The organism is Streptomyces lothianensis (assembly GCF_047779955.1).
Classification (GTDB): domain Bacteria; phylum Actinomycetota; class Actinomycetes; order Streptomycetales; family Streptomycetaceae; genus Streptomyces.
The window spans coordinates 165,269-186,427 of the sequence record NZ_JBLMKT010000028.1; the positions used below are offsets into that span (position 1 = coordinate 165,269).

General features: G+C 71.3%; 14 protein-coding genes. 3 read left to right on the top strand and 11 right to left on the bottom strand.

The window, feature by feature from the left end; genetic code table 11:
• Nucleotides 1-165: 165 nt before the first annotated feature.
• The 5 genes from ACLF6P_RS08740 to ACLF6P_RS08760 all read right to left on the bottom strand — a co-directional run bounded on the left by ACLF6P_RS08740 (nucleotide 166) and on the right by ACLF6P_RS08760 (nucleotide 8,730).
• The gene (locus ACLF6P_RS08740; protein WP_415949286.1) at nucleotides 166-2,166 is read right to left on the bottom strand and encodes an ATP-dependent DNA helicase; all 2,001 of its coding nucleotides are present in this window, start codon (nucleotides 2,164-2,166) and stop codon (nucleotides 166-168) included.
• A 40-nt stretch (nucleotides 2,167-2,206) separates the two neighbouring features.
• On the bottom strand, nucleotides 2,207-4,066 hold the full coding sequence (locus ACLF6P_RS08745; protein ID WP_415949287.1) for an IucA/IucC family protein: 1,860 nt from the start codon (nucleotides 4,064-4,066) through the stop codon (nucleotides 2,207-2,209).
• Between the two features lie 169 nt (nucleotides 4,067-4,235).
• Entirely contained in the window at nucleotides 4,236-5,123 is an 888-nt protein-coding gene (locus tag ACLF6P_RS08750; RefSeq protein ID WP_415949288.1) for a GNAT family N-acetyltransferase, read from the bottom strand.
• A 27-nt stretch (nucleotides 5,124-5,150) separates the two neighbouring features.
• Complete coding sequence (locus ACLF6P_RS08755) at nucleotides 5,151-7,334, bottom strand: IucA/IucC family protein (protein ID WP_415949289.1); 2,184 nt, start codon at nucleotides 7,332-7,334, stop codon at nucleotides 5,151-5,153.
• Nucleotides 7,335-7,368: 34 nt separating this feature from the next.
• Entirely contained in the window at nucleotides 7,369-8,730 is a 1,362-nt protein-coding gene (locus tag ACLF6P_RS08760; RefSeq protein WP_415949347.1) for a diaminobutyrate--2-oxoglutarate transaminase family protein, read from the bottom strand.
• A 458-nt stretch (nucleotides 8,731-9,188) separates the two neighbouring features.
• Here ACLF6P_RS08760 and ACLF6P_RS08765 point away from each other — a divergent pair, with 458 nt between their 5' ends.
• Nucleotides 9,189-10,412 (top strand): trypsin-like serine peptidase, encoded by a 1,224-nt coding sequence (locus ACLF6P_RS08765; protein WP_415949290.1) that lies wholly within the window; start codon nucleotides 9,189-9,191, stop codon nucleotides 10,410-10,412.
• Between the two features lie 156 nt (nucleotides 10,413-10,568).
• A complete protein-coding gene (locus tag ACLF6P_RS08770; protein ID WP_415949291.1) occupies nucleotides 10,569-11,771 on the top strand; it encodes a trypsin-like serine peptidase in 1,203 nt (400 codons plus the stop codon).
• A gap of 97 nt (nucleotides 11,772-11,868) precedes the next feature.
• Here the strand turns inward: ACLF6P_RS08770 and hflX are convergent, their stop codons facing one another.
• From hflX to miaA, 6 genes are all read right to left on the bottom strand, one after another.
• Nucleotides 11,869-13,380 carry a GTPase HflX gene (hflX, locus tag ACLF6P_RS08775; RefSeq protein WP_415949292.1) on the bottom strand — a complete coding sequence of 504 codons (1,512 nt, stop codon included), beginning with the start codon at nucleotides 13,378-13,380 and terminating at the stop codon, nucleotides 11,869-11,871.
• A 241-nt stretch (nucleotides 13,381-13,621) separates the two neighbouring features.
• Nucleotides 13,622-15,094, bottom strand: a complete 1,473-nt coding sequence (locus ACLF6P_RS08780) for a M1 family metallopeptidase (protein ID WP_415949293.1) — start codon at nucleotides 15,092-15,094, stop codon at nucleotides 13,622-13,624.
• 235 nt (nucleotides 15,095-15,329) lie between these two features.
• Nucleotides 15,330-17,507, bottom strand: a complete 2,178-nt coding sequence (locus tag ACLF6P_RS08785; RefSeq protein WP_415949294.1) for a RelA/SpoT family protein — start codon at nucleotides 17,505-17,507, stop codon at nucleotides 15,330-15,332.
• A 175-nt stretch (nucleotides 17,508-17,682) separates the two neighbouring features.
• Nucleotides 17,683-18,627, bottom strand: a complete 945-nt coding sequence (gene dapF, locus ACLF6P_RS08790; RefSeq protein WP_415949295.1) for a diaminopimelate epimerase — start codon at nucleotides 18,625-18,627, stop codon at nucleotides 17,683-17,685.
• A 94-nt stretch (nucleotides 18,628-18,721) separates the two neighbouring features.
• Nucleotides 18,722-19,285 (bottom strand): hypothetical protein, encoded by a 564-nt coding sequence (locus tag ACLF6P_RS08795; protein ID WP_415949348.1) that lies wholly within the window; start codon nucleotides 19,283-19,285, stop codon nucleotides 18,722-18,724.
• 105 nt (nucleotides 19,286-19,390) lie between these two features.
• Nucleotides 19,391-20,341 carry a tRNA (adenosine(37)-N6)-dimethylallyltransferase MiaA gene (gene miaA / locus ACLF6P_RS08800; protein ID WP_415949296.1) on the bottom strand — a complete coding sequence of 317 codons (951 nt, stop codon included), beginning with the start codon at nucleotides 20,339-20,341 and terminating at the stop codon, nucleotides 19,391-19,393.
• 180 nt (nucleotides 20,342-20,521) lie between these two features.
• On the opposite strand from miaA, the gene ACLF6P_RS08805 reads away from it, so the two are divergent.
• A complete protein-coding gene (locus tag ACLF6P_RS08805) occupies nucleotides 20,522-20,890 on the top strand; it encodes a hypothetical protein (protein WP_415949297.1) in 369 nt (122 codons plus the stop codon).
• Nucleotides 20,891-21,159: the final 269 nt, after the last annotated feature.

Here is a 21,159-nt window from a genome sequence, read left to right on the forward strand (position 1 = left end):
CGGGCCCCGGAACCACCTGCGCCGGTTCCGGGGCTCGATTTCTGCGCGCCTGGATTCCACGCCCGGCGTTCCTCGGTCTGCACCCGGCGCAGGGCTGCTCCCCTCGGGGCTCCTCCAGGGCTGCTCCCCTCGGAGCTCCTCCTCCAGGGCTGCCCGCACCTCGGGCTACTCCCCCGAGCCCTCACCCTCCCTGGCCGCCGCGTCGATCGCCGCGAGGGACTTCCTTACCTGGTTACGGTCCGTCGTGTACCAGAAGTCCGGCATCGAGGCCTTGAGGTAACTGCCGTAGCGTGCCGTGGCAAGCCGCGGATCGAGTACCGCCACCACGCCCTTGTCCCCCGTGGCCCGGACGAGCCGACCGGCGCCCTGAGCCATGAGCAGCGCCGCATGGGTGGCCGCCACGGCCATGAACCCGTTGCCTCCGTTCTCCTCCACCGCCTTCTGCCGCGCACTCATCAGCGGATCATCGGGCCGCGGGAAGGGAATCTTGTCCATGACCACGAGCTGGCAGCCCGTCCCGGGAACGTCCACGCCCTGCCAGAGCGACAGCGTGCCGAAGAGGCAGGTCCGCGGATCGGCGGCAAAGTTCTTGATCAGCTCGCCCAGGGTTTCCTCGCCCTGCAACAGGATGGGGAACTCGGGGATCCGCGAGCGCAGCTCCTCCGCCGCCTGCTGGGCGCCCCGCATCGACGAGAACAGTCCGAGCGTACGGCCCCCGGCGGCCTGGATCAGCTCGGTGAGCTCGTCCAGCATGTCCCCGCGGTCGCCGTCGCGCGCCGGACGCGAGAGATGCTTCGCCACGTACAGGATTCCCTGTCTGCGGTAGTCGAAGGGCGAGCCGACGTCGACGCCCTTCCACACCGGCAGGTCCTCGGACTCCGTCCCCGCGGCGCCCGCCGTGCCCTCCGGGGCGAGCCCGAGGGAGGCGCCCACGCCGTTGAAGTCGCCGCCGAGCTTCAGCGTCGCCGAGGTGAGGGTGACCGAGCGGTCGGTGAAGAGCTTCTCGCGCAGCAGGCCGGAGACGGACATGGGTGCCACCCGCAGCGAGGCCCCGAAGCGGTCGTGCCGCTCGTACCAGACGACATCCCATTCCGAGCCGTTGGTGATCCGCTCCGCCACATCGTGGATCGTCTCCACGGAGGCGAGCGCCTGCTTGCGCACCGCGTCCTCGTCCTGCACGGACCGGTCGCGGGTCGAGCCGAGCGCGGAAATCACATTGCGCGCGGCATCACGCAGCGCGAGCAGCACATAGCCGAGGTCCTCGGGGATCTCCTCCAGACGCCCGGGCAGGGCCAGCTCCATCAGCCGCTCGAAACCCTCGGCCGCGGTCTGCAGCTGGTCCGCCGTCTTCTCGTTGACCAGCTTGGCCGAGCGCTTGACCGCCCGGTTGACCTGCCCCGGGGTGAGCTCGCCGGTGGCGACCCCGGTCACCCTCGACACCAGTTCGTGCGCCTCGTCGACGATCAGCACCTCGTGCTGCGGCAGCACCGGGGCGCCTTCGATGGCGTCGATGGCGAGCAACGCGTGATTGGTGACCACGACATCGGAGAGCTTGGCCCGCTCGCGCGCCATCTCCGCGAAGCACTCCGCCCCGTACGCACACTTCGTGGCGCCCAGGCACTCCCGCGAGGAGACCGAGACCTGTGCCCAGGCACGGTCGGAGACGCCCGGGGTGAGATCGTCCCGGTCGCCGGTCTCGGTCTCGTCCGCCCAGTCCCGCATCCGCAGCAGGTCCTTGCCCAGCTTGCTGGTGGGAGCGGCGGTCTCGAACTGGTCGAAGAGCCCCTCCTCCTCGTCCTGCGGCGCGCCTTCGTGGAGGCGGTGCAGGCACAGGTAATTGGAGCGGCCCTTCAGCATCGCGAACTGCGGCTGCCGGCGCAGCAGCGGATGCAGCGCATCGACGGTGCGCGGCAGATCGCGCTCCACCAGCTGCCGCTGGAGAGCGAGCGTGGCGGTCGCCACGACCACGCGCTCCCCGTGGGCCAGGGCCGGGACCAGATAGCCGAGGGACTTTCCGGTGCCCGTGCCCGCCTGGATGAGGAGATGCGAGCCGCCGTCGATGGCCTCGGCGACCGCCTCGGTCATCGCCACCTGGCCAGGCCGCTCCGTGCCGCCGACGGCTGTGACGGCGGCATGCAGGAGTTCGGGGAGTGAGGGTTTCGTCATAGGCCGACCACCTTAAACGGCAGCACTGACATTCCTTCCCTCAAGCCCGGTGCAGAGGGTTGGGCACCGTCCCGTGCACCGCCGCATGCGGGCGCTCGGAACGGTCACGGTAGCCGTCGAGGTGGAGGCGGTTGCGGTTGAGGCAGAGCCGGGCGATCCGCTCCGTCAGCAGGTCGAAGGCCTCGAAGCGGTCCTTCAGCTCCGGGAAGCGGGCCTGGTAGCGGAGGATCTCCGCCCGTACGAGCGACCAGAAGTCACTCTCGGGCACTCCGAGCTGCTGCTCGCACAGCGGTGCGAGATAGCGGAAGACGCCGACGAACAGGCCGGAGTGGATGAACTGGGTGAGGAACTCCGGCGGCTCGGTCAGCAGGACGGCGCGTACGTCCGCGGGCATCGAGGCGTGCTCGGGCAGCGGCTCGGCGCTGATGTTCACATCGTCGACGAAGTCCTTGACCGCGAGGCGGACCGGGACGTCCTGCTCGTCGTAGACGACGATCGCGTTCTCGCCGTGGGGCGAGAAGACCGTGCCGTAGCGGTAGAGGAAGTGCAGCAGGGGCGGGAGCAGCGCCGCGAAGAGGCGGCGCAGCCAGACGTCGGGGGCGAGCCCGGAACGGCTGACGAGCTCCGCGGTGAACGCCCTGCCCTGTGGGTCGACGTGGAGCAGGGAGGCGAGGGTGCGGGCCCGCTCTCCGGGGTCCAGGTAGCGGCCCAGGGGCTCGCGCCAGATCGCGCCGAGGAGTTCCTTGTACTGATACGGGACCTCCGCGAGGCCGTCGTAGACGGGGTGCTCGACCGTGACCGAGGCGACCTCGCCGAGCAGCACCGGGCGGGCTTCGTCGCGGAGGTAGGGGTCGCTGTCGCGCAGGGAGTGGACCCATGCGGTGACGGCGGGGGCGGCGGTGGTGCGCTCCGTGGGCAGGCCGCGCCAGACCAGGGTGTTGAGGACCGACAGGGGCAGTTTCACGGTGTGCCGTTCCGGGCGCGACACATTGAGAAAGGTACGGATGGACTGCTGGGGCAGCCGCAGATCACCGTCGGGTGCGAGCGGCACGATGTCGTCGGCCGCCACGGACGGCGCGAAGAGGGGCAGCACGATCTCGTTCCACTGCCAGGGGTGCACGGGGAGCAGGAGGTAGCGCTCCGGGTCGAGGCCGCGCGCCTGCAGACGCTCGGCGAAGGCGGTGCGGGTGCTGGTGTCCAACTCGCGCGCGTACAGCTGTTCGGGGGTGTCGAGGCCACGGATGCCCCGGTACGAGGCGAGCCTGTCGCTGACGGCGATCCAGGGCAGGCGTGCGGGGGTGCGCGCCTCGGGAGCCCACTGTGCGCAGTCCTCTGCGGAGAAGCCGAGGCGACCCTTGTTGAGGACCAGCCAGGGGTGGCCGGTCTGGTGGCCTTCGAGGGCGGCGTAGTCGAGGTCCGCGAGGGCGGCGGCGGTCAGGGCCGTGTGGTCGAGCCGGGTGTCGGCGGCGAGTGTGGCGTTCAGCTCGCGGATGAGGTGGCCGAGGGTGGAGCCGTCCAGGCCCAGGGTGTGACGGGCTTCGGTGAGGAAGCGGATGGGGTCGGTGTAGTCGGTCCCGGGGAGCTCGGTGGGGCCGGTCACGACGAGGGTGGCCGGGTCGACGCGCCAAGAGTCGTAGGCTCCGCGGCTCGCGTGGAAGGTGAGCAGGCGGCCGTCGTCGAGGCGGATGAAGTGGCGGGGGTGGGGCTCCGCGTGCGGGTGTGGGTGCGGTTCCGGGTGTGGGTGCGGTTCTGGCTCGATGATCTCCTCGTGGGCGAACTCGGCCAGCATCTTGGCGAGGAGCCTGCGGCCTGCCAGGTGCCAGGCCGCCCGGCTGAGTTCCGGCGGATCGTAGAGCTGGGGCGGCTCTGCCGGATCGGGGGCGGCGGCGGATTTGTGCACGGGGTCTCCGGAATCAAGCGGGTACGGGCGGCCGGGGTGGGCGGTGACGAGATCTCTTGGCCGGGAGGCGGAACCTCGTCGGCGCGAGCGGTGTATCAGAAGTGAAATCAAGCGAGAGCCGGTGAGGATCCGGCCAGTCGGAAGGTGCGTCGTATGAGGTCGAGGTCGTTCAGAGCCGGGTGCGCAGTGCGCGGTCGCGGATCATCAGGGCGGCTCGCTTGTCAGGAAGCTCCAGCTCGCCCCCGAATCGGAAGCCGGCGCTCAGGAAGGCGGATACGGAAGGGGTGTTACGCAGGTCCGGCTCCGCCACCACACGCGCGCATGAGGGCCTTTGATCGAGTACGAGGTCGGCCACGGCTCGCAGGAGAGTGCTTCCCACGCCCCGGCCGCGGTCGGCGACTCCTCCGATGAGCAGGTGGATTCCGGTGTCGTTCGGGCGGGCCGGGTAGTGCCGGGCGAGCGGGTCGAGATCGGCCCGGTAGATCTCCCAGTAGCTCATCGGGGTGCCGTCGAGCAGGCCCACGCAGGGCACGCTGCGTCCGTCGCCTTCGAGTTGGCGGTGCAGGTGCTGCGCGGTGGCGGAGGGGGCGCCGTCCAGCTCCCAGAACTCGGCCACGGCAGGGTCGTTCATCCACCGGCTGATCATGTCGAGGTCACGGTCGATCCGGGCCGGCGTCAACTGGAACGCACCGAGGGGTGTCGCAGCGGCCCGCCAGGTGGAGACGCCGTCGAGCAGGTCTTCGAGAGGGGGGTAGCCGTGCACCGGGTCCGTGGGGTGGGTGTGGGCAGGCATGCGGGCGCTGTCCGGTGACGCGGGACTCGGTGCCGGTGCCGCGGCCTCAAGCGTCTTGTCCTCACGCGTCTTGTCCTCACGCGCCTGGTCCTCACGCGCCTTGTCCTCACGCGCCTTGTCCTCGGCGGCGCACAGGGCGAGGAATTCGGGGGGTAGTCGCAGGTCGAGGGTGTCCTCGGGTGAGGGGGTCGAGGGGGTCGCGGTGCTCGAATCTGTGGCGGTCGCGACGTGCTGGGGATCGGTGCTCGCGTCGGTGGGCGGCACGGCGTGGCTCCTCTCTACGGCTGATGGTCATGTACGGGTGGAATGAAGGGGGTTGTCGATGGTCACGTAGACCGACTGGGTGTCCACGGGGCCCACGAGTTCGTCGAGGCCGTGCAGCCGGGTCAGCAGATTGGCCTTGCAGCGAAGCACCGGGGCGTCGAGCAGTTGGGCGGGCAGCGGGCTGCGCAGCCTGCCCGGGCCGGAGGCGCATTCGGTGAGGAAGCGGCGGAAGGCGGCGAGAAGCAGGCGCTCGTCGGCGAGCTGCTGCGAGCCGAAGGCTCCGATGAGGCCGAGGACGTTGTTGATGCCGAGGTAGTAGGCGAAGCGTTCGTCTGTGACGGCATCGGCGACGAAGGTGTCGCTGTGCTCCGCGATGCCGGGGAGCCGCTGGTCGAGCTCGGTGCGGCGTGACTCGCGGAAGTAATAGCCCTGGTTGTCGCGGTAGCGGCCGCCGACGGGCCAGCCGTCGGGGTCGAGGACGACCAGAGTGTTCTGCTGATGGGCTTCCAGGGCGATGCCCGCTTCCCCGTCGAGCCAGAGAACGGGGCGTACGACCTGCTCCAGGTAGCGCAGGAACCACTCGGCGGCGACAGCTCCGCGGGGGCGTCCGGTGCGTGCGGCGAGTGCTCCGACGAGCTCGGCGAGGCGGGAGCGCATCGGGGCTCCGGCTGCGCCGACGGTGGCAACGAGGGGCGCGTCGGTGGTCGCCTCGGTGGCCGAGTTCACGGGCTCGGTCGCATCGGCGGCCGGGAAGGGCCCGCGGACAGGGCGGGGTGAGACGAGGCCCGCGATGCAGGTCACGTCATCGCCGGGGGTGAAGGGATTGTTGCGGATCACCGCGTCCAGGCCCGGGATTGGGGCTCCGTCGGCGTCCAGGACTGCCAGCCAGGCGGGGTCCCGGACGATGTCGAACCCGGGGTGCGCCGACTGCCACTCGGCGAACAGACCGGACCGCAGCAGCCGGTGGACCTCCACGCCCCGGTGGAGTTCCTTGTGCAGGTTTTCGCGACGGGAGTTGGTGATGCGCAGGCCGAGGGAGAGTTTCAGCATGGCGCAGGCGCCGGTCCGGTAGACCGTGCGGACGGAGGAGGAGGGGTACCAGGGGTCGCCCAGCGGGCCGAGATCCTTGATCAGCCCGCGCTCGAAGAGCTCGGTGACCTCCGGGCGGTGCGCCAAGTCGGCGGCCTGCCAGGGGTGCAGGGGCAGCAGGGCGTATCCGTCGGGGAGTCCGGAGGCGTGCGTGGCGGCGGCCTGCTCGGCCGCGGGGCCAGCGAGGCGGGCAGTGAGCTGTTCGGCGGGGATGGTGCGGCCGCGTTCGGTCCAGGCCGAGTCGGCGGCGAGCGCCGAGGGGGCGACGGCCATCCAGTGCAGGGCGAACCTGCCGTACGACTCGGGTGAATAGCGAGCTGCCTCGGCTTCGGAGAGCCCTTCACGGCTCTTGGGAGTCGGGTGCAGGGGGTGCCCGAGGACGAGCGACTGCTCGGACCCGAGGAAGTGGTCCGCTGTCGGCGAGGGCGCGGGGGTCTGGGAGGCGGGGTCCACGTGGGCGGGTGGTGTGTTGACGGTGCGGCGGCGCACGGTCAGGAACTCACTCGTGCGCCGGACCGAGTCGGCAACCCGTCCCACCAAGTCGCTGCCGTCCCCGCTCGCCGCCCAGGCGGCGGCCGGTGAGGTGCCGCCGTCCCCCTCGCGATCAGGTCCGCCTTCCGCGGGTTGCGTGGTCTCGCGGCTCAGGAGGGCCGCCAAGGTCACGGCATCGACCGGGGGTGCGGTGGCGGACACGGTCTCGAGGACGGGTGGGCCGAGGCGGTGCCAGCCGGTCGGGGACCAGTAGTGCACGGGCACGAGCAGCGTGAGGCCGCTGGCGGGCAGGTCGAGGCGCAGCGTGCGGCTGCCGGGCTCCGGGGCGAGGTTCCGTTCGCGGATCCAGCAGCGGAGCAGATTCTCCGTCCCTGCCGCGTTCGCCGCGGCGGCGGGATCGGGATGCTCCAACAGATCGGTGAAGGAGGGGGGTTCGGTCGTGCGGACGGCAGGAGCGGTCGGCTCGGGGAGGTTCGTCCCGCCTGTCGCCGGTGGCCGGGTGGCGGGGTCGTCCGCCCGCGTCTTCTGGCGGGGCAGCATCCCTGGCTCGGCCTGGCGCGGGCCCGGCGTCGTGCCGGTGGCGCGCTCGGCGGTGTGCGGGGGGCCGTCTGGTGCGGGTGTGCGGTTCACGTGGGGTTCCTTGTGCGCTGGTAGAGGCTTGGTGTCACGACGCGTCAGCCGGGCGGGCGGACTCGGTCCCTCGTGCGGGCGAGGGGTGCGGGCGGCCGGTCCGGTGGGCTTCGCAGGCCGCCTGCACGGCGTCGGCGAGACGGTCGAGGACGGCCGTGGCCTGCTCGTCGGTGATGGTCAGCGGAGGCAGCAGACGGACGACGCCGGAGTGGCGTCCGCCGAGTTCGACAATCAGCCCTCGTTCCAGGCAGGCCCGCTGCACGGCGGCCGCGAGCGCCGGCGCCGCGGGAAGCGGCCCGGAAGCGCCGTCGGCTCCCTCCGGGTCCACCAGCTCCACGCCGATCATCAGGCCCCGGCCGCGCACCTCGCCCACGCAGGCGTGTGCTGTTGCCAGCTCTCCCAGTTGCGTGAGCATCCGGGCGCCGAGGGAGGCGGCGCGTTCGGCAAGATGGTTCTCGCGTACGTGGGCGAGGGTGGCCGCGCCCGCGGCCATGGCGAGTTGGTTGCCGCGGAAGGTGCCGGCGTGGGCGCCGGGTTCCCAGACGTCGAGGTCGTCGCGGTACACGAGGACCGCGAGCGGCAGGCTGCCGCCGATGGCCTTGGAGAGCACCATGACATCGGGCACGATCCCGCTGTGCTCGACGGCCCAGAACGCGCCGGTGCGCCCCACACCGGTCTGCACCTCGTCGGCGATCAGCGGGATACCGCGCTCGGCTGTCAGTGCCCGCATCCGCCGCAGCCAGCCGTCGGGCGCGGGCAGCACCCCGCCCTCGCCCTGCACCGGTTCCACGATCATCCCGGCCGGCAGCCCCGTGCCCGACTTGGGATCGTCGAGCAGGGAGGCGGTCCAGCGGGCGGAGAGTTCGGCGCCCGCCTCGCCGCCGGTGCCGAAGGGGCAGCGGTAGTCCTGCGGGAACGGCAGCCGGGTGACCCGTACGTCCTGGGCACCGCCGGAGGCTTCCAGGGCGCCCGCGGTCATCCCGTGGTACGCACCGGTGAAGGCGAGCAGTCCGCTGCGTCCGGTCGCCGTGCGGGCCAGTTTCAGCGCGGCCTCGACCGCGTCCGTCCCGGCGGGACCGCAGAACTGCACGCGGGCGCGGTCGGCCAGTTGCTTCGGCAGCGTGGCGAAGAGTTCCGTGGTGAAGGCGTCCTTGACGGGGGTGGCCAGATCGAGGACGTGCAGCGGAGCACCCGAGTCGAGCACCTCGCGGATCGCTTCGAGCACGACCGGGTGGTTGTGCCCCAGCGCCAGGGTCCCCGCTCCGGACAGGCAGTCGAGATACCGCCGGCCGTCCGCGCCCTCGATGGTGAGCCCCCGTGCCCGCACCGGCACGATCGGCAGCGAGCGCGCGTATGTACGCGCGGCGGACTCGCGAGCACACTGGCGCCGCAGGATCCCTTCGGCGCCATGGGCCGCGGCCCCTTCATCGAAGGAGCCCTGCCGTACGACGGACGCTCCCTCCCCGGCTCTCCGTGGCGGCGCGTCGGCGCTCACCGTCGGCTCGGTCACGGCCACGGCGTTCGGTCCTCCCCTGGTGCGGCGTACGGAAACGGACGGAACGGGCCTCCCGTACGGCGGAAGACGACGGCAGACCGCGGATGTCCGTGGTGGGAAGGGGAGTTGAACGCGGACCGCGCACCCCCCGTAGGTACCAACGACGCACCGGGCGCGGGATCACGGGCGCGAAGAAGATCCTTGCCGTGACGGAACCGTTGCGGATCCGTCGGAAGTCCCCAACGGCACCGGCATAAGGTGGTTGCCGCCCGATCCGCCGAGGGGGGTCGGTCATGAGAGACGTACACAGCGAGCCGTACAACCGCCCGCAAAGCTTCCATTCAGGGGGAGATCCGGATATGCGACCCATACGCCCGTTGCACGCCGTACGCGCGGAAAGGGGCACGGGCAGAGCCGCACGCCGTCGCAGCACCCCCCTGTCCGCCCTCGCGCTCTGTGCCGCCCTGGCACTGACCGCCACCGCTTGCAATGGTGACGACGACGGTGGCGATGCGGGCAACAAGCCTCCGTCCAGCAGCGCCGACGGCGGCATCAGCATCCCCGACGGCGTCAAGGACCGGCTCAAGGAGCACGGGATCGACCTCGACGCCTGGAAGGGCGGCGCCTGGAAGGACTGGGACAAGGACGACTGGCTGCGCGAGGCCGGGGACTTCATCAACCCGATCATCGAAGACCTGTGGGACGAAGACCGCATGCGGGATGCGGACAAGCAGCCCGCGAAGCCGGTCGAGGACGACATCTCCGGCGACCAGGGCAAGACGGACCCGACCCCGGCTCCGGTCGAGGCGAAGCCGCTGAGCACGCCGTACACCGAGGCCTCCCCCGCCACCGGCAAGCTCTTCTTCGACGGCCCCGAGGGCTCCATGGTCTGCTCGGCCACGGTGGTCGAGGACCCGGCCCACCCGGGCAAGTCCAACCTGGTGTGGACCGCGGGGCACTGTGTGCACGCCGGCGCGGAGGGCGGCTGGTTCCGCAACATCATGTTCGTGCCCTCGTACAACAACCAGGGCAAGTCGGCCGCCGATCTCCAGGGTGCACCGCGCGAGGAGATCGCCCCGCACGGCCTGTACTGGGCCGACTGGGCGCAGACTTCGCAGCAGTGGATCGAGACCGGTGGTCCGACGGGTGGCGCGGGCGCCCCGTACGACTTCGCGGTGCTGCATGTGAAGCCGGAGAACGACAACGGCAAGTCCCTGGAGGAGACGGTGGGAGCGTCCCTGCCGGTCGAGTTCGACGCGCCGGCGGTGGCGAGCATCGACTCGATGACCGCCACCGGCTACCCGGCCGCGCCGCCGTACGACGGTCAGCGTCAGCTCTCCTGCGCCGACAAGCCGGGCCGGTTCTCGCTGAACGCCGAGGACCCGACGATGCACCGCATCGGCTGCACCATGACGGGCGGTTCGTCGGGCGGCGGCTGGGTCGCCAAGGGCAAGGACGGCAAGCCCGCGCTGGTCTCCAACACCTCGATCGGCCCGGTGACGGCCGGCTGGCTGGCCGGTCCCCGGCTCGGCTCCGAGGCCAAGGGGATCTATGACGCGGTGAGTGAGAAGTTCGCGGGCTGATCCTGAGGATCGGCCGGTGACCGGTCCCCCGCTCCGGCGGGGGACCGGGGCTCCGGCGTCCCACAGCCGGAGCCATCCGCCCATTGAACTGACGCATTCATGACACATACCGATTCCGCCGAAGCATCACGCCGAACCAACGGGGGTCACACCATCATGCGTTCCACCCGACCAACCGCCCTGCGGCTCGCCGCAGCAGGCCTCGTCTCGGCCCTGGCCCTGACGGCCTGCAACAGCGGGGACGATCCGAAGGCCGCCGACAAGCCGTCCGCGTCCCAGGGCTCCGGGCAGGGCTCCGACAAGGGCTCGGACGAACTGCCCGAGATTCCCGCCGAACTCACCGACCGGCTCAAGAAGCACGGCATCGATCTCGACGAGTGGAAGCAGGGCGGCTGGAAGGACTGGGACAAGGAGACCTGGCTGCGCGAGGCCAAGGACTTCGTCAACCCGGTCATCGAGGGCCTGTGGAAGCCGGAGCGGATGGCGAAGGCCGAGGACCCGGTCCAGACCATCGACACCAAGGCCGCCTCCGGGAGTGACGCGGGGGTGACCGATCCGCAGCCCCGCCCGGTCCAGGCCGTGGAGGAGGACAAGCCGTACTGGAAGCACGCGGCTCCCGTCGGGAAGATCTTCTTCGACACCCCCGAGGGTTCGGCCGTCTGCTCCGGCACGATCGTCAAGGACCCGGGCAACCCGGGCAAGTCCAACCTGGTGTGGACGGCAGGGCACTGTGTGCACGCCGGTGCGCAGGGCGGCTGGTACCGGAACATCGTGTTCATCCCCGCCTACAACCGCGAGGGCAAGTCCCCCGAGCAGCTGCAGGGGGCGCCCGCCGAGGAAGTCGCGCCCTACGGCAATTACTGGGCGGACTGGGTGTCCACCTCCGGTGAGTGGATCAACGGTTCCACGGCGGCTTCGTCCGGTGGCTCGTACGAGTACGACTACGCCGTGATGCACGTGAAGCCCGAGCGGGGCGGCAAGTCGCTCGAGGAGCGGGTGGGCGCCGCGCTGCCCGTCGACTTCTCCGCTCCGTCCGCCACGCAGGTCGGCACGATGGGGGCCTGGGGCTACCCGCAGGCACCGCCGTTCAACGGCGTGCAGATGTTCAAGTGCCTCGACAAGCCGGTGCGGCTCTCGCTGACGCGCACGGCGCCGACGATGTTCCGGATCGGCTGCACGATGACGGCCGGCTCGTCCGGCGGCGGCTGGTTCCACGTCAAGGCCGACAAGAAGACGTACCTCGTCTCCAATACCTCCATCGGCCCCGCCGGCAGCTCGGGATGGCTCGCCGGACCGCAGCTCGGTAAGGGCGCGGAGCGGATGTTCCAGCAGATGAGCAGGAAGTACGGCAGCAGCTAGTGCCGCGTCAGGGGCACCAGCAGTCCGCCCATGACTGAGGCCCGCCTCCCCGGAGGCGGGCCTCAGTCATGGCCGACGGTCAGTTCACGGCCGGTGGTCAGTGACTGGCCGGGACGAACGTGGAAAGTTCCGCGGCCAGCTCCTCGTGGACCAGGGCCTTGAGCCGCGTGCCCTCCTCCGTGTGCTCCTCCGAGAGGACCTCGCCCTCGGCATGGGCGCGGGCGATGAGGGCGCCCTGGGTGTACGGGACCAGGGCGTCGATCTCGACCGACGGACGCGGCAGCTCGGCGTCGATGAGGGCGAGGAGCTTGTCGATGCCCTCTCCCGTACGGGCCGAGACCGCGAAGGCGCGCTTCTCGATCCGCAGCAGGCGCTGCAGGACGAGCGGGTCCGCCAGATCCGCCTTGTTGATCACGACGATCTCCGGTACGTCGGTGGCGCCGACATCCCGGATCACCTCACGTACCGCCGCGAGCTGCTCCTCCGGCGCCGGGTGCGAGCCGTCCACCACGTGCAGGATGAGGTCGGACTCGCCGACCTCCTCCATCGTGGAGCGGAAGGCCTCGACCAGGTGGTGCGGCAGATGACGGACGAATCCGACGGTGTCCGCGAGGGTGTAGACCCGGCCGCTCGGCGTCTCCGCCTTGCGGACGGTGGGGTCGAGGGTGGCGAACAGGGCGTTCTCCACGAGGACACCCGCCCCCGTGAGCCGGTTGAGGAGCGAGGACTTGCCCGCGTTGGTGTAGCCCGCGATCGCGACCGAGGGCACCTTGTTGCGCTTGCGCTCCTGGCGCTTGATGTCGCGGCCCGTCTTCATCTCCGCGATCTCCCGGCGCATCTTCGCCATCTTCTCGCGGATCCGTCGCCGGTCCGTCTCGATCTTGGTCTCGCCGGGGCCACGCGTGGCCATGCCGCCACCGCCGCCGCCGCCCATCTGCCGGGAGAGCGACTGTCCCCAGCCGCGCAGCCGCGGCAGCATGTACTGCATCTGCGCGAGCGCCACCTGCGCCTTGCCCTCTCGGGACTTGGCGTGCTGGGCGAAGATGTCGAGGATCAGGGCGGTCCGGTCGACCACCTTGACCTTGACGACGTCCTCGAGGTGGATGAGCTGTCCCGGGCTGAGCTCACCGTCGCAGACGACGGTGTCGGCCCCGGTTTCGAGGACGATGTCGCGCAGCTCGAGCGCCTTGCCGGAGCCGATGTACGTGGCCGGGTCGGGCTTGTCGCGCCGCTGGAAGACACCGTCGAGCACCAGGGCACCCGCCGTCTCGGCGAGGGCGGCGAGCTCCGCGAGGGAGTTCTCCGCGTCCTGGAGGGTGCCCGTGGTCCACACACCGACGAGCACCACGCGCTCCAGGCGGAGCTGGCGGTACTCGACCTCGGTGACGTCCTCGAGCTCGGTGGACAGGCCCGCCACACGACGCAGGGCGGCTCGCTCGGAACGGTCGTACTGCTCACCGTCCCGCGCGGAGTCGATCTCCTGGCTCCAGGCGACGTCCTCTTCCATCAGGGCTTCGGCCCGAAGTCCTTCGGGGAGGCTCGGCGCGAGGTTGTTGCCTTCGGCGTGCTGCGGGTCCTGCGCGTCCTGGGAAGTGGAAGAGAAGGTCAAGTGGATCCTTTGGTCGAGATGGATGCGGGTGCCCCTGAGCGGGCGGCCCCGCGCTTATTGTCAACGATTGCCGTGGCCCCAGGATTCCCAGGGGCTCCGTGCGCCCTCGGCCCCGGGATGCCCGGGGCCTCGTACGCCCTCGCTCCCGGGATGCCCGGGGGCTCGGTGCGCCGTCGACGGGATCGATGGTGGCACGGCACGGGCCGTCTCGTCATCCGGCTTTTCCTCGGTACCGGGCACCTCATCCGGCCTTCTCGGCCGTCCACTCCGGGTGCCCCGGCATCGGTGGCGTCTTCTCCCCGTACAGCCACGCCTCGAAGAAGGCAGTGAGATCGCGGCCGGAGACGTCGGAGGCGAGGGCGATGAAGTCGGTCGTCCTCGCCACGCCGTCGGCGTGCAGGTCGACCCACATCCGCTCCAGGCTCTCGAAGGCCCGCTCGCCGATCTCCTGCCGCAGCGCGTACAGGACCAGCGCGCTCCCGTCGTACACGACCGGCCGGAAGAGGCTGATCTTCTGCCCGGGCGAAGGCGGCTCCGGCGCGGCCGGCGGGCCGCCCGCGGCGCGCCACCGGTCGGACTTCGCATAGGCCCGGCGCATCCGGTCCTCCAGGCGCAGCCCCGCCTTCTCCTCCGCGTACAGCGCCTCGTACCAGGTGGCATGGCCCTCGTTGAGCCACAGATCGGACCAGCGGTGGGGGGTGACGCTGTTGCCGAACCACTGGTGGGCCAGCTCATGGACCATGATCGACTCGACGTACCACTCGGGATAGCCGCGCGAGGTGAACAGCGCGCGTTCGAAGAGCGACAGCGTCTGCGTCTCCAGCGCGAAGCCCGTCTCCGCATCGGCGACGAGGATCCCGTACGTCGCGAACGGGTAGGGCCCGATCCTCCGCTCCATCCAGGAGATCTGCTCCGGCGTCTTCCGCAGCCAGGGTTCCAGCTCCACCCGGTCCGCCTCGGGCACCACATCCCGCAGCGGCAGCCCGTGCGGCCCTTCGCGCCGTACGACCGAGGAGCGGCCAATGGCCACCTGGGCGAGTTCGGTGGCCATGGGGTGCACGGTGCGGTACGTCCAGGTCGTGGCGGACCCGGAGTTCTCACGGCCGGCCGGCAGCCCGTTGGCGACCACGGTGTACGCGCGCGGTGCGGTCACGCGGAAGGTGAACTGCGCCTTGTCGGAGGGGTGGTCGTTGCTCGGGAAGACCAGGTGTGCGGCGTCCGCCTGGTTCGCCATGACCAGCCCGTCGCCGGTGCGCACCCAGCCGCCCTCGTAGGGTTCGTCGGGGGTGGGGTCGCTGGTGTGGCGGACGGTCACGCGCAGCGGGCTGCCGGCGGGCAGAGGGCTGCCGGGTGTGATGATCAGGTCCTCGTCCATGCTCCGGAACCGGGCCCGTGTCCCGTTGACCTCGACCGAGCGCACCTCGCCCTGGGCGAAGTCGAGATTGACCCGCTCCAGCGGCTCGGTGGTCACCGCGTCGATCTTCGTCACGGCGTCGAGCGGCGCGGTGCCGGTGCCGCGGTAGGTGAGCGCGATGTCGTAGGCGCGGACGTCGTAGCCGGGGTTGCCGAGGTGCGGGAACAGCGGATCGCCGATGCCGAGCGGCGCGGCGGGTGAGGGCGCGCTCGCGGCGAGCAGGGACAGCGAGGCGGCCGCCAGGAGCGCGGCCTTCGGGCCGGACCTGCGGCCCGGCTTGCGACGGAACGTGAGCAGCATGGACCACGGCTACCAGCGCGCGGCCCGCACGTGGCGACGGCGCGAGCGACACCCACCCGAACGGGGTGCGGAGGAAGGCACCGGGTCGACGCGTTCACGGCGGGCCCACCGGTTCAGGCGGATCCACGGGGCTTCAAGCGGATCTACGGGTCTTCATCTTCAAGCGGATCTACGGGTCTTCATCTTCAGGGGGATCTACGGGTCTTCAGGGGGATCTACAGGTCGGCTGCCCGACTCACGAGGTGGCCGCCGCCTGATGCTGCGCCCGGCTCACGTCGTACACGCCCCCGACCTTGCGCATGGCCCGCATCAGGCCGGGAAGCCGTGCGGCGTCCGGGAGTTGCAGCGTGTACGTATGGCGTACGCGGCCCTCGACGGGCGGGTCGACGGTCGCCGAGACGATCGCCACGCCCTCCAACGCGATGGCCTCGGTCAGATCGGCGAGCAGATGCGGCCGCCCGAAGGATTCCGCGGTCAGCGTCACCCGGCACTGCGCCGAATCGACCCAGCGCACGCCGACGGGCCCGCGCCCGACCGCGGCCATCCGGCCGACGGCGGGACAGCCGGTGCGGTGCACGGTCACGACATTGCCGCGGACCGCGAAGCCCGTGATGGCATCGGGCGGCACCGGTGTGCAGCAGCCCGCGAGACGCACGGTGGCGCCGGGCAGCTCGGCCACGGCGTTGGCGGCGCTGTGCCGTGCGCCCGCGACGGTGAGCCCGGGCCGGGGCTCGGCCGGTTCACCGGTGGGGGGTCCGTCGGGGTGTGCGGCCAGCCAGCCCTTGATGGCGATACGGGCCGCGGGCGTACGGGCGTGATCGAGCCACTCCGGATCGGGCCCGGAGCCGGCTTCGCGGGGGGCGAGCAGGATCTGTACGGTGTCGCCGTCGCGCAGGGCGGTGCTGAGCGCGGTCAGCCGGTCGTTGACGCGTACGCCGATGCAGCAGTGCGCGCCCTCGCCGTACTGCGCATAGGCCGCGTCCACGCAGGTCGCGCCCGCGGGCAGACCGAGAGTGCCGCCCTCGGCGCGGTAGACGGTGATCTCCCGGTCCTGGGCGAGCTCTTCGCGCAGCGAGCTCCAGAAGGTGTCGGGATCGGGCGCGGACTGCTGCCAGTCGAGCAGCCGGGACAACCAGCCGGGGCGGGTCGGGTCGGCGCGCTCGCCGTCGGCGCCTGCGGCCAGGGTCCCTCCGGTCGTCGCACCCCCGCCGTCGCCCTCCGGTCCCCCTGCGCCCGCCCCCGCGCCGCCGGGGAGCGCATCGGCCTCAACCGAGGGCGCGTAGGGATTGCCGAGCGCCACGACGCCCGCCTCCGCGACCTTGTGCATCTGCTGCGTACGGATGAGGACTTCGGCCACCTCGCCGCCGCGCCCCACCACAGCCGTGTGCAGCGACTGGTACAGGTTGAACTTCGGTGCCGCGATGAAGTCCTTGAACTCCGAGATCACCGGCGTGAAGCAGGTGTGCAGTTCGCCGAGCACCCCGTAGCAGTCGGCGTCCTCGCCCACGAGCACGAGCAGGCGCCCGAAGTCGGCGCCGCGCAGCTCGCCGCGCTTCATCCGCACCCGGTGCACCGAGACGAAGTGGCGCGGTCTGATGAGGACTTCGGCCTCGATCCCGGCCGCGCGCAGCACTTCGCGTACGTCGTCGGCGGTGGCGGCGAGCGGATCGGCGCCGCGCTCGTTCTCGACGATCAGGGCCTTCGTCCTCGCGTACTCCTCGGGGTGCAGGATCGCGAAGACCAGGTCCTCGAGTTCGGTCTTGAGGGCCTGGACACCGAGCCGTTCGGCGAGCGGGATCAGTACGTCCCTGGTCACCTTGGCGATCCGCGCCTGTTTCTCGGGGCGCATCACGCCGAGGGTGCGCATGTTGTGCAGCCGGTCGGCGAGTTTGATCGACATCACGCGTACGTCGTTGCCGGTGGCGACGAGCATCTTGCGGAAGGTCTCGGGCTCGGCTGCCGCGCCGTAGCCGACCTTCTCCAGCTTGGTGACGCCGTCGACGAGATAGCAGACCTCCTCGCCGAACTCCGCCCGCACCTGGTCGAGGGTCACCTCCGTGTCCTCGACCGTGTCATGCAGCAACGACGCCACCAGGGTGGTGGTCTCGGCGCCGAGCTGGGCCAGGATCAGGGTCACGGCGAGCGGATGCGTGATGTACGGCTCACCGCTCTTGCGCATCTGCCCGCGGTGCGAGGACTCGGCGAGCACATAGGCGCGGCGCAGCGCGTCGGTCCCGGCATCGGGGTGGTGGACGCGGTGTGCCTCGACCACATGGGCGATCGCATCGGGCAGCCGGTCACGCGCGGGCGAGCCGAGGAGCGCGGCCCAGCCGAGCCTGCGCAGGTCGAGCCGGGGGCGGCCGCGCCTGCGGGGCGCGCCCGGGCTCATGGGGCCTGTCGCCTCTGCACTCATGGGCACCTCCGGCTGCGTCGACCGGCACCCTCGGGAACGGGGCGACGTATCCATGGTGCGGACACTGATCCGGGGACCGCGCCGTCCGGGCCGGTGCTTGATGCTACCGACCCCATCACGCGGTGCTCACCGGCTCTCGCCGAGCGTGAAACGGATCACCCATTCGAGCGAACGTTCAGGCGTCAAGGGTTTCGAACCATTCAGAACTGATCTCGCCTTCGGCGACGATCGCCGCGGGCCCGGTCATCTCGATCTCGCCGTCGACCCCCTCGGTGATCACCAGGCGTCCGCCGGGGACATCGACGGTGTACGTGACGGGGGCACCCGTGACGGAGGGGTCGAGGCCGTCGCGGCGGGCCGTGGCGACGGCGACCGCACATGCCCCCGTGCCGCAGGAGCGGGTCTCGCCGACGCCTCGCTCGTGGACGCGCAACGCCACATGGCGCTTGCCGCGGTCGACGACGAACTCGATGTTCACGCCGTCCGGGTAGACCTCGGCGGGGGCGAAGGGCGGCGGGGTGAAGAGGTCGCCGGCCTGGTCGAGGTCGTCGATGAAGGCGACGGCGTGCGGATTGCCCATGTTCACATTGCGGGCGGGCCAGCTGTGTGCTCCGACGGTGACGGTGGCCTGCTCCTCGGGGAAGGCGGCCCTGCCCATGGCGACCGTGATGGCGGCCTCCTCGGCACCGTCGGTGCCTTCGCCGTCCGCGGCGCCCCGGTCGTCCCGGCTGCCCTGGCCGTCCCGGCTGCCCTGGCCGTCCTTGGCGATGTGCACGCGCTTGATGCCGCCGCGGGTGGCGACGGCGAGGTCACCGGCCTCGACATGGCCGGCGCGCCGCAGATAGTGGGCGAAGACGCGGACGCCGTTGCCGCACATCTCGGCGACGGAGCCGTCACCGTTGCGGTAGTCCATGAACCACTCGGCCTCGCCCGCCAGGTGCGCGGCCTCGGGGTGCGCGGCCGAGCGCACCACGTGGATGAGCCCGTCCCCGCCGATTCCGGCCCGCCGGTCGCAGAGCGCGGCAACGGCGCGCGGGCTCAGCGCGATGGCATTGTCCGGATCGGGCACGATCACGAAGTCGTTCTGCGTTCCGTGACCCTTGAGGAAGGGGATGCTCATTCCTCGATGGTACGCAACCGCCCCGCAGACCGGGCGCGGACCACCGCAGCCCACCGCGCCGACAGCTTGATCCCGGAAAGCCGGGGCACGCCCCCTAGCGCAGCCGCGCGACCCGCCATACGGCCAGCACGGCCAGCACGCCGACGACCGTGGTGTACGTGAGCACCACCCGCCAGTCCGGGCGGTTCCCGGAGCCGCGGGCCGGGAGCCCTGGCCAGGTGTGGCCGACGCGGCGGGCCGCCATGACACCCCAGCCGGCCGCGCAGCAGCTGATCAGCAGCCCGAGCATGGCGACCACGGCGCCGCCGTCGTCGAAGGCGAAGGCGAGCGGGAAGGCGAACATCAGTGAGCCGAGCGTGGCCAGGACCACGATCGGGGCGATCTGCCAGATCCGGAGCTTGCGCTGCGGGCGCAGCTCCACCTCGACCTCGGAGGCGGCGAGCGCGGCGGCTTCCTCCTCCGGGTCGGGCCCGTCGGGAACCACGGTGTCGCCCGTGGTGTCCTCCGACTCGTGCAGCCCGTCGCGCCCCTGCACGGACAGCGCTTCGGCGCCTTCGGGGTGCGTCTCGGAATCCGGACGCTCCTGAGCTCCGGGGCTCATCTGCCCTCGCCCCTGCCCCTGCTCGTCGTGTGCGGTGTCGCGAGGGCCGGCCTCCATCGCCACGTGCCCTCCCAACTGGCTTTCACGGTCGATCGAAGCTTGATGATGGCACGGGCGGTCACGCCCCGATGACCGCCGGAGCGTCCCGATGCCATCACGTGATCAGGCTGTAACCGCTCGTTCGATCAACGCCAGTGCATGGGTCGGGAGTTCCCCGCGATCACCGGCCGCCCCGCTGAGCCAGTGCACACGCGGATCGCGCCGGAACCAGGAGTCCTGGCGGCGCGCGAAACGCTTGGTGGCGCGCACGGTCTCGACGCGCGCCTCCTGTTCGGTGCACTCCCCGGCGAGCGCGGCCAGCACCTGCTGGTAACCGAGGGCCCGCGAGGCGGTCCTGCCCTCGCGCAGCCCCTGCGCCTCCAGGGCGCGCACCTCGTCGACGAGCCCGGCCTCCCACATCCGGTCGACCCGCAGCGCGATCCGCTCGTCGAGCTCGGGACGCGCCACGTCCACGCCGATCTGGACGGTGTCGTAGACGGAGTCGTGGCCGGGCAGGTTGGCGGTGAAGGGCTGTCCGGTGATCTCGATGACTTCGAGGGCGCGCACGATACGGCGACCGTTGCTCGGCAGGATCGCCCTGGCCGCATCGGGGTCGGCGGCGGCGAGGCGGGCGTGCAGCGCCCCGGAGCCGCGCAGGGCCAGCTCCTCCTCCAGACGCGCGCGCACCGCCGGATCCGTACCGGGGAATTCGAGCTGGTCGACCGCGCCGCGGATGTACAGGCCCGAGCCGCCGACGAGGATCGGCCAGCGGCCCGCGGCGAGCAGCCGGTCGATCTCGGCGCGGGCCAGCTTCTGGTACTCCGCGACACTGGCCGCCTCGGTGACGTCCCAGATGTCGAGAAGGTGGTGCGCGATGCCGCCGCGCTCCTCGAGCGTCAGCTTCGCGGTGCCGATGTCCATCCCGCGATAGAGCTGCATGGAGTCCGCGTTGACGACTTCGCCGCCGAGTTCGCGTGCGAGAAAGACGCCGAGATCCGATTTGCCGGCGGCGGTGGGCCCGACGACGGCGATGACGCGGGGCCCTGACTGGGGCGTGGCTGCTGCGGTACTCACCTGACCAGTCTCGCAGGCGCCGGGCACGTACTCGAACGAGCTACGTGACACCACGGGTTCGCCTTCGTTTGCCGTTGCGAGGTCCCAGCCGCCGGTTTCGAGAACCGGGGCCCCGGAGGACACAAGGAGACCCACCGGGCGGCGCGGGATTTCACTCGCATGACTAGGTTTGGAGTTGAAATGGGCGTTTTTGCACGGTTCCGTCGCAGGGGCAAGGAGACCGAGGCCGCGTCAACGGCCGAGACCGGCACTGCCACCCTGACGGCCGATCCGACGGCCGAGCCGGAGGCCGGTGCGGCCGCCGGGGCCGCCGGGACCGCCGCCGCGGGCACGACGGAACCGGCTTCGGAGACCACGGAGCAGCCCGCGGGCCAGGCCGCCGGGGCGGTCGCCGCCGCCGGCCCGGTCGAGATCCCGAAGCAGCAGTCGCCGGACCGGGCGCCGGACAACAAGGCCGGCGGCGAAACGACGGTCGGCCCTGGTGACGCGGCCGGTGACACGGCCGGTGACGAAGCCCGCGATGAGGCTGGTGACGCGGTCCGCAAGTAGGAGCGGTCCGAGCCGGGCTCTCCGGATGCCGACGGAACGCCGACGCCGCCGGCCTCCTGAGACCGCCGCCTGAGACGGCACACCGACCGACGGCCGTGGGATGGCACCCCCGGCCGTCGGTCGCTCAGGGATCGGGCCTCAGAGATCGGGGCTCGGGGCTCGGAAGCTCGGGCTCGGAAGCTCGGGGCTCGGGAGCTCGGGGCTCGGGAGCTCGGGGCCTTTGAGGCTCAAGGGCTCGGGCTCAGGGAGCAGGCCGCGCCTCGAAGCTC

Coding starts and splice junctions, on each gene's coding strand:
- ACLF6P_RS08740 (WP_415949286.1), bottom strand. CDS start 2,166: ATGACGAAACCCTCACTCCCCGAACTCCTGCATGCCGCCGTCACAGCC.
- ACLF6P_RS08765 (WP_415949290.1), top strand. CDS start 9,189: ATGCGACCCATACGCCCGTTGCACGCCGTACGCGCGGAAAGGGGCACG.
- ACLF6P_RS08770 (WP_415949291.1), top strand. CDS start 10,569: ATGCGTTCCACCCGACCAACCGCCCTGCGGCTCGCCGCAGCAGGCCTC.
- ACLF6P_RS08780 (WP_415949293.1), bottom strand. CDS start 15,094: ATGCTGCTCACGTTCCGTCGCAAGCCGGGCCGCAGGTCCGGCCCGAAG.
- ACLF6P_RS08785 (WP_415949294.1), bottom strand. CDS start 17,507: ATGAGTGCAGAGGCGACAGGCCCCATGAGCCCGGGCGCGCCCCGCAGG.
- dapF (WP_415949295.1), bottom strand. CDS start 18,627: ATGAGCATCCCCTTCCTCAAGGGTCACGGAACGCAGAACGACTTCGTG.
- ACLF6P_RS08795 (WP_415949348.1), bottom strand. CDS start 19,285: ATGGAGGCCGGCCCTCGCGACACCGCACACGACGAGCAGGGGCAGGGG.
- ACLF6P_RS08805 (WP_415949297.1), top strand. CDS start 20,522: ATGGGCGTTTTTGCACGGTTCCGTCGCAGGGGCAAGGAGACCGAGGCC.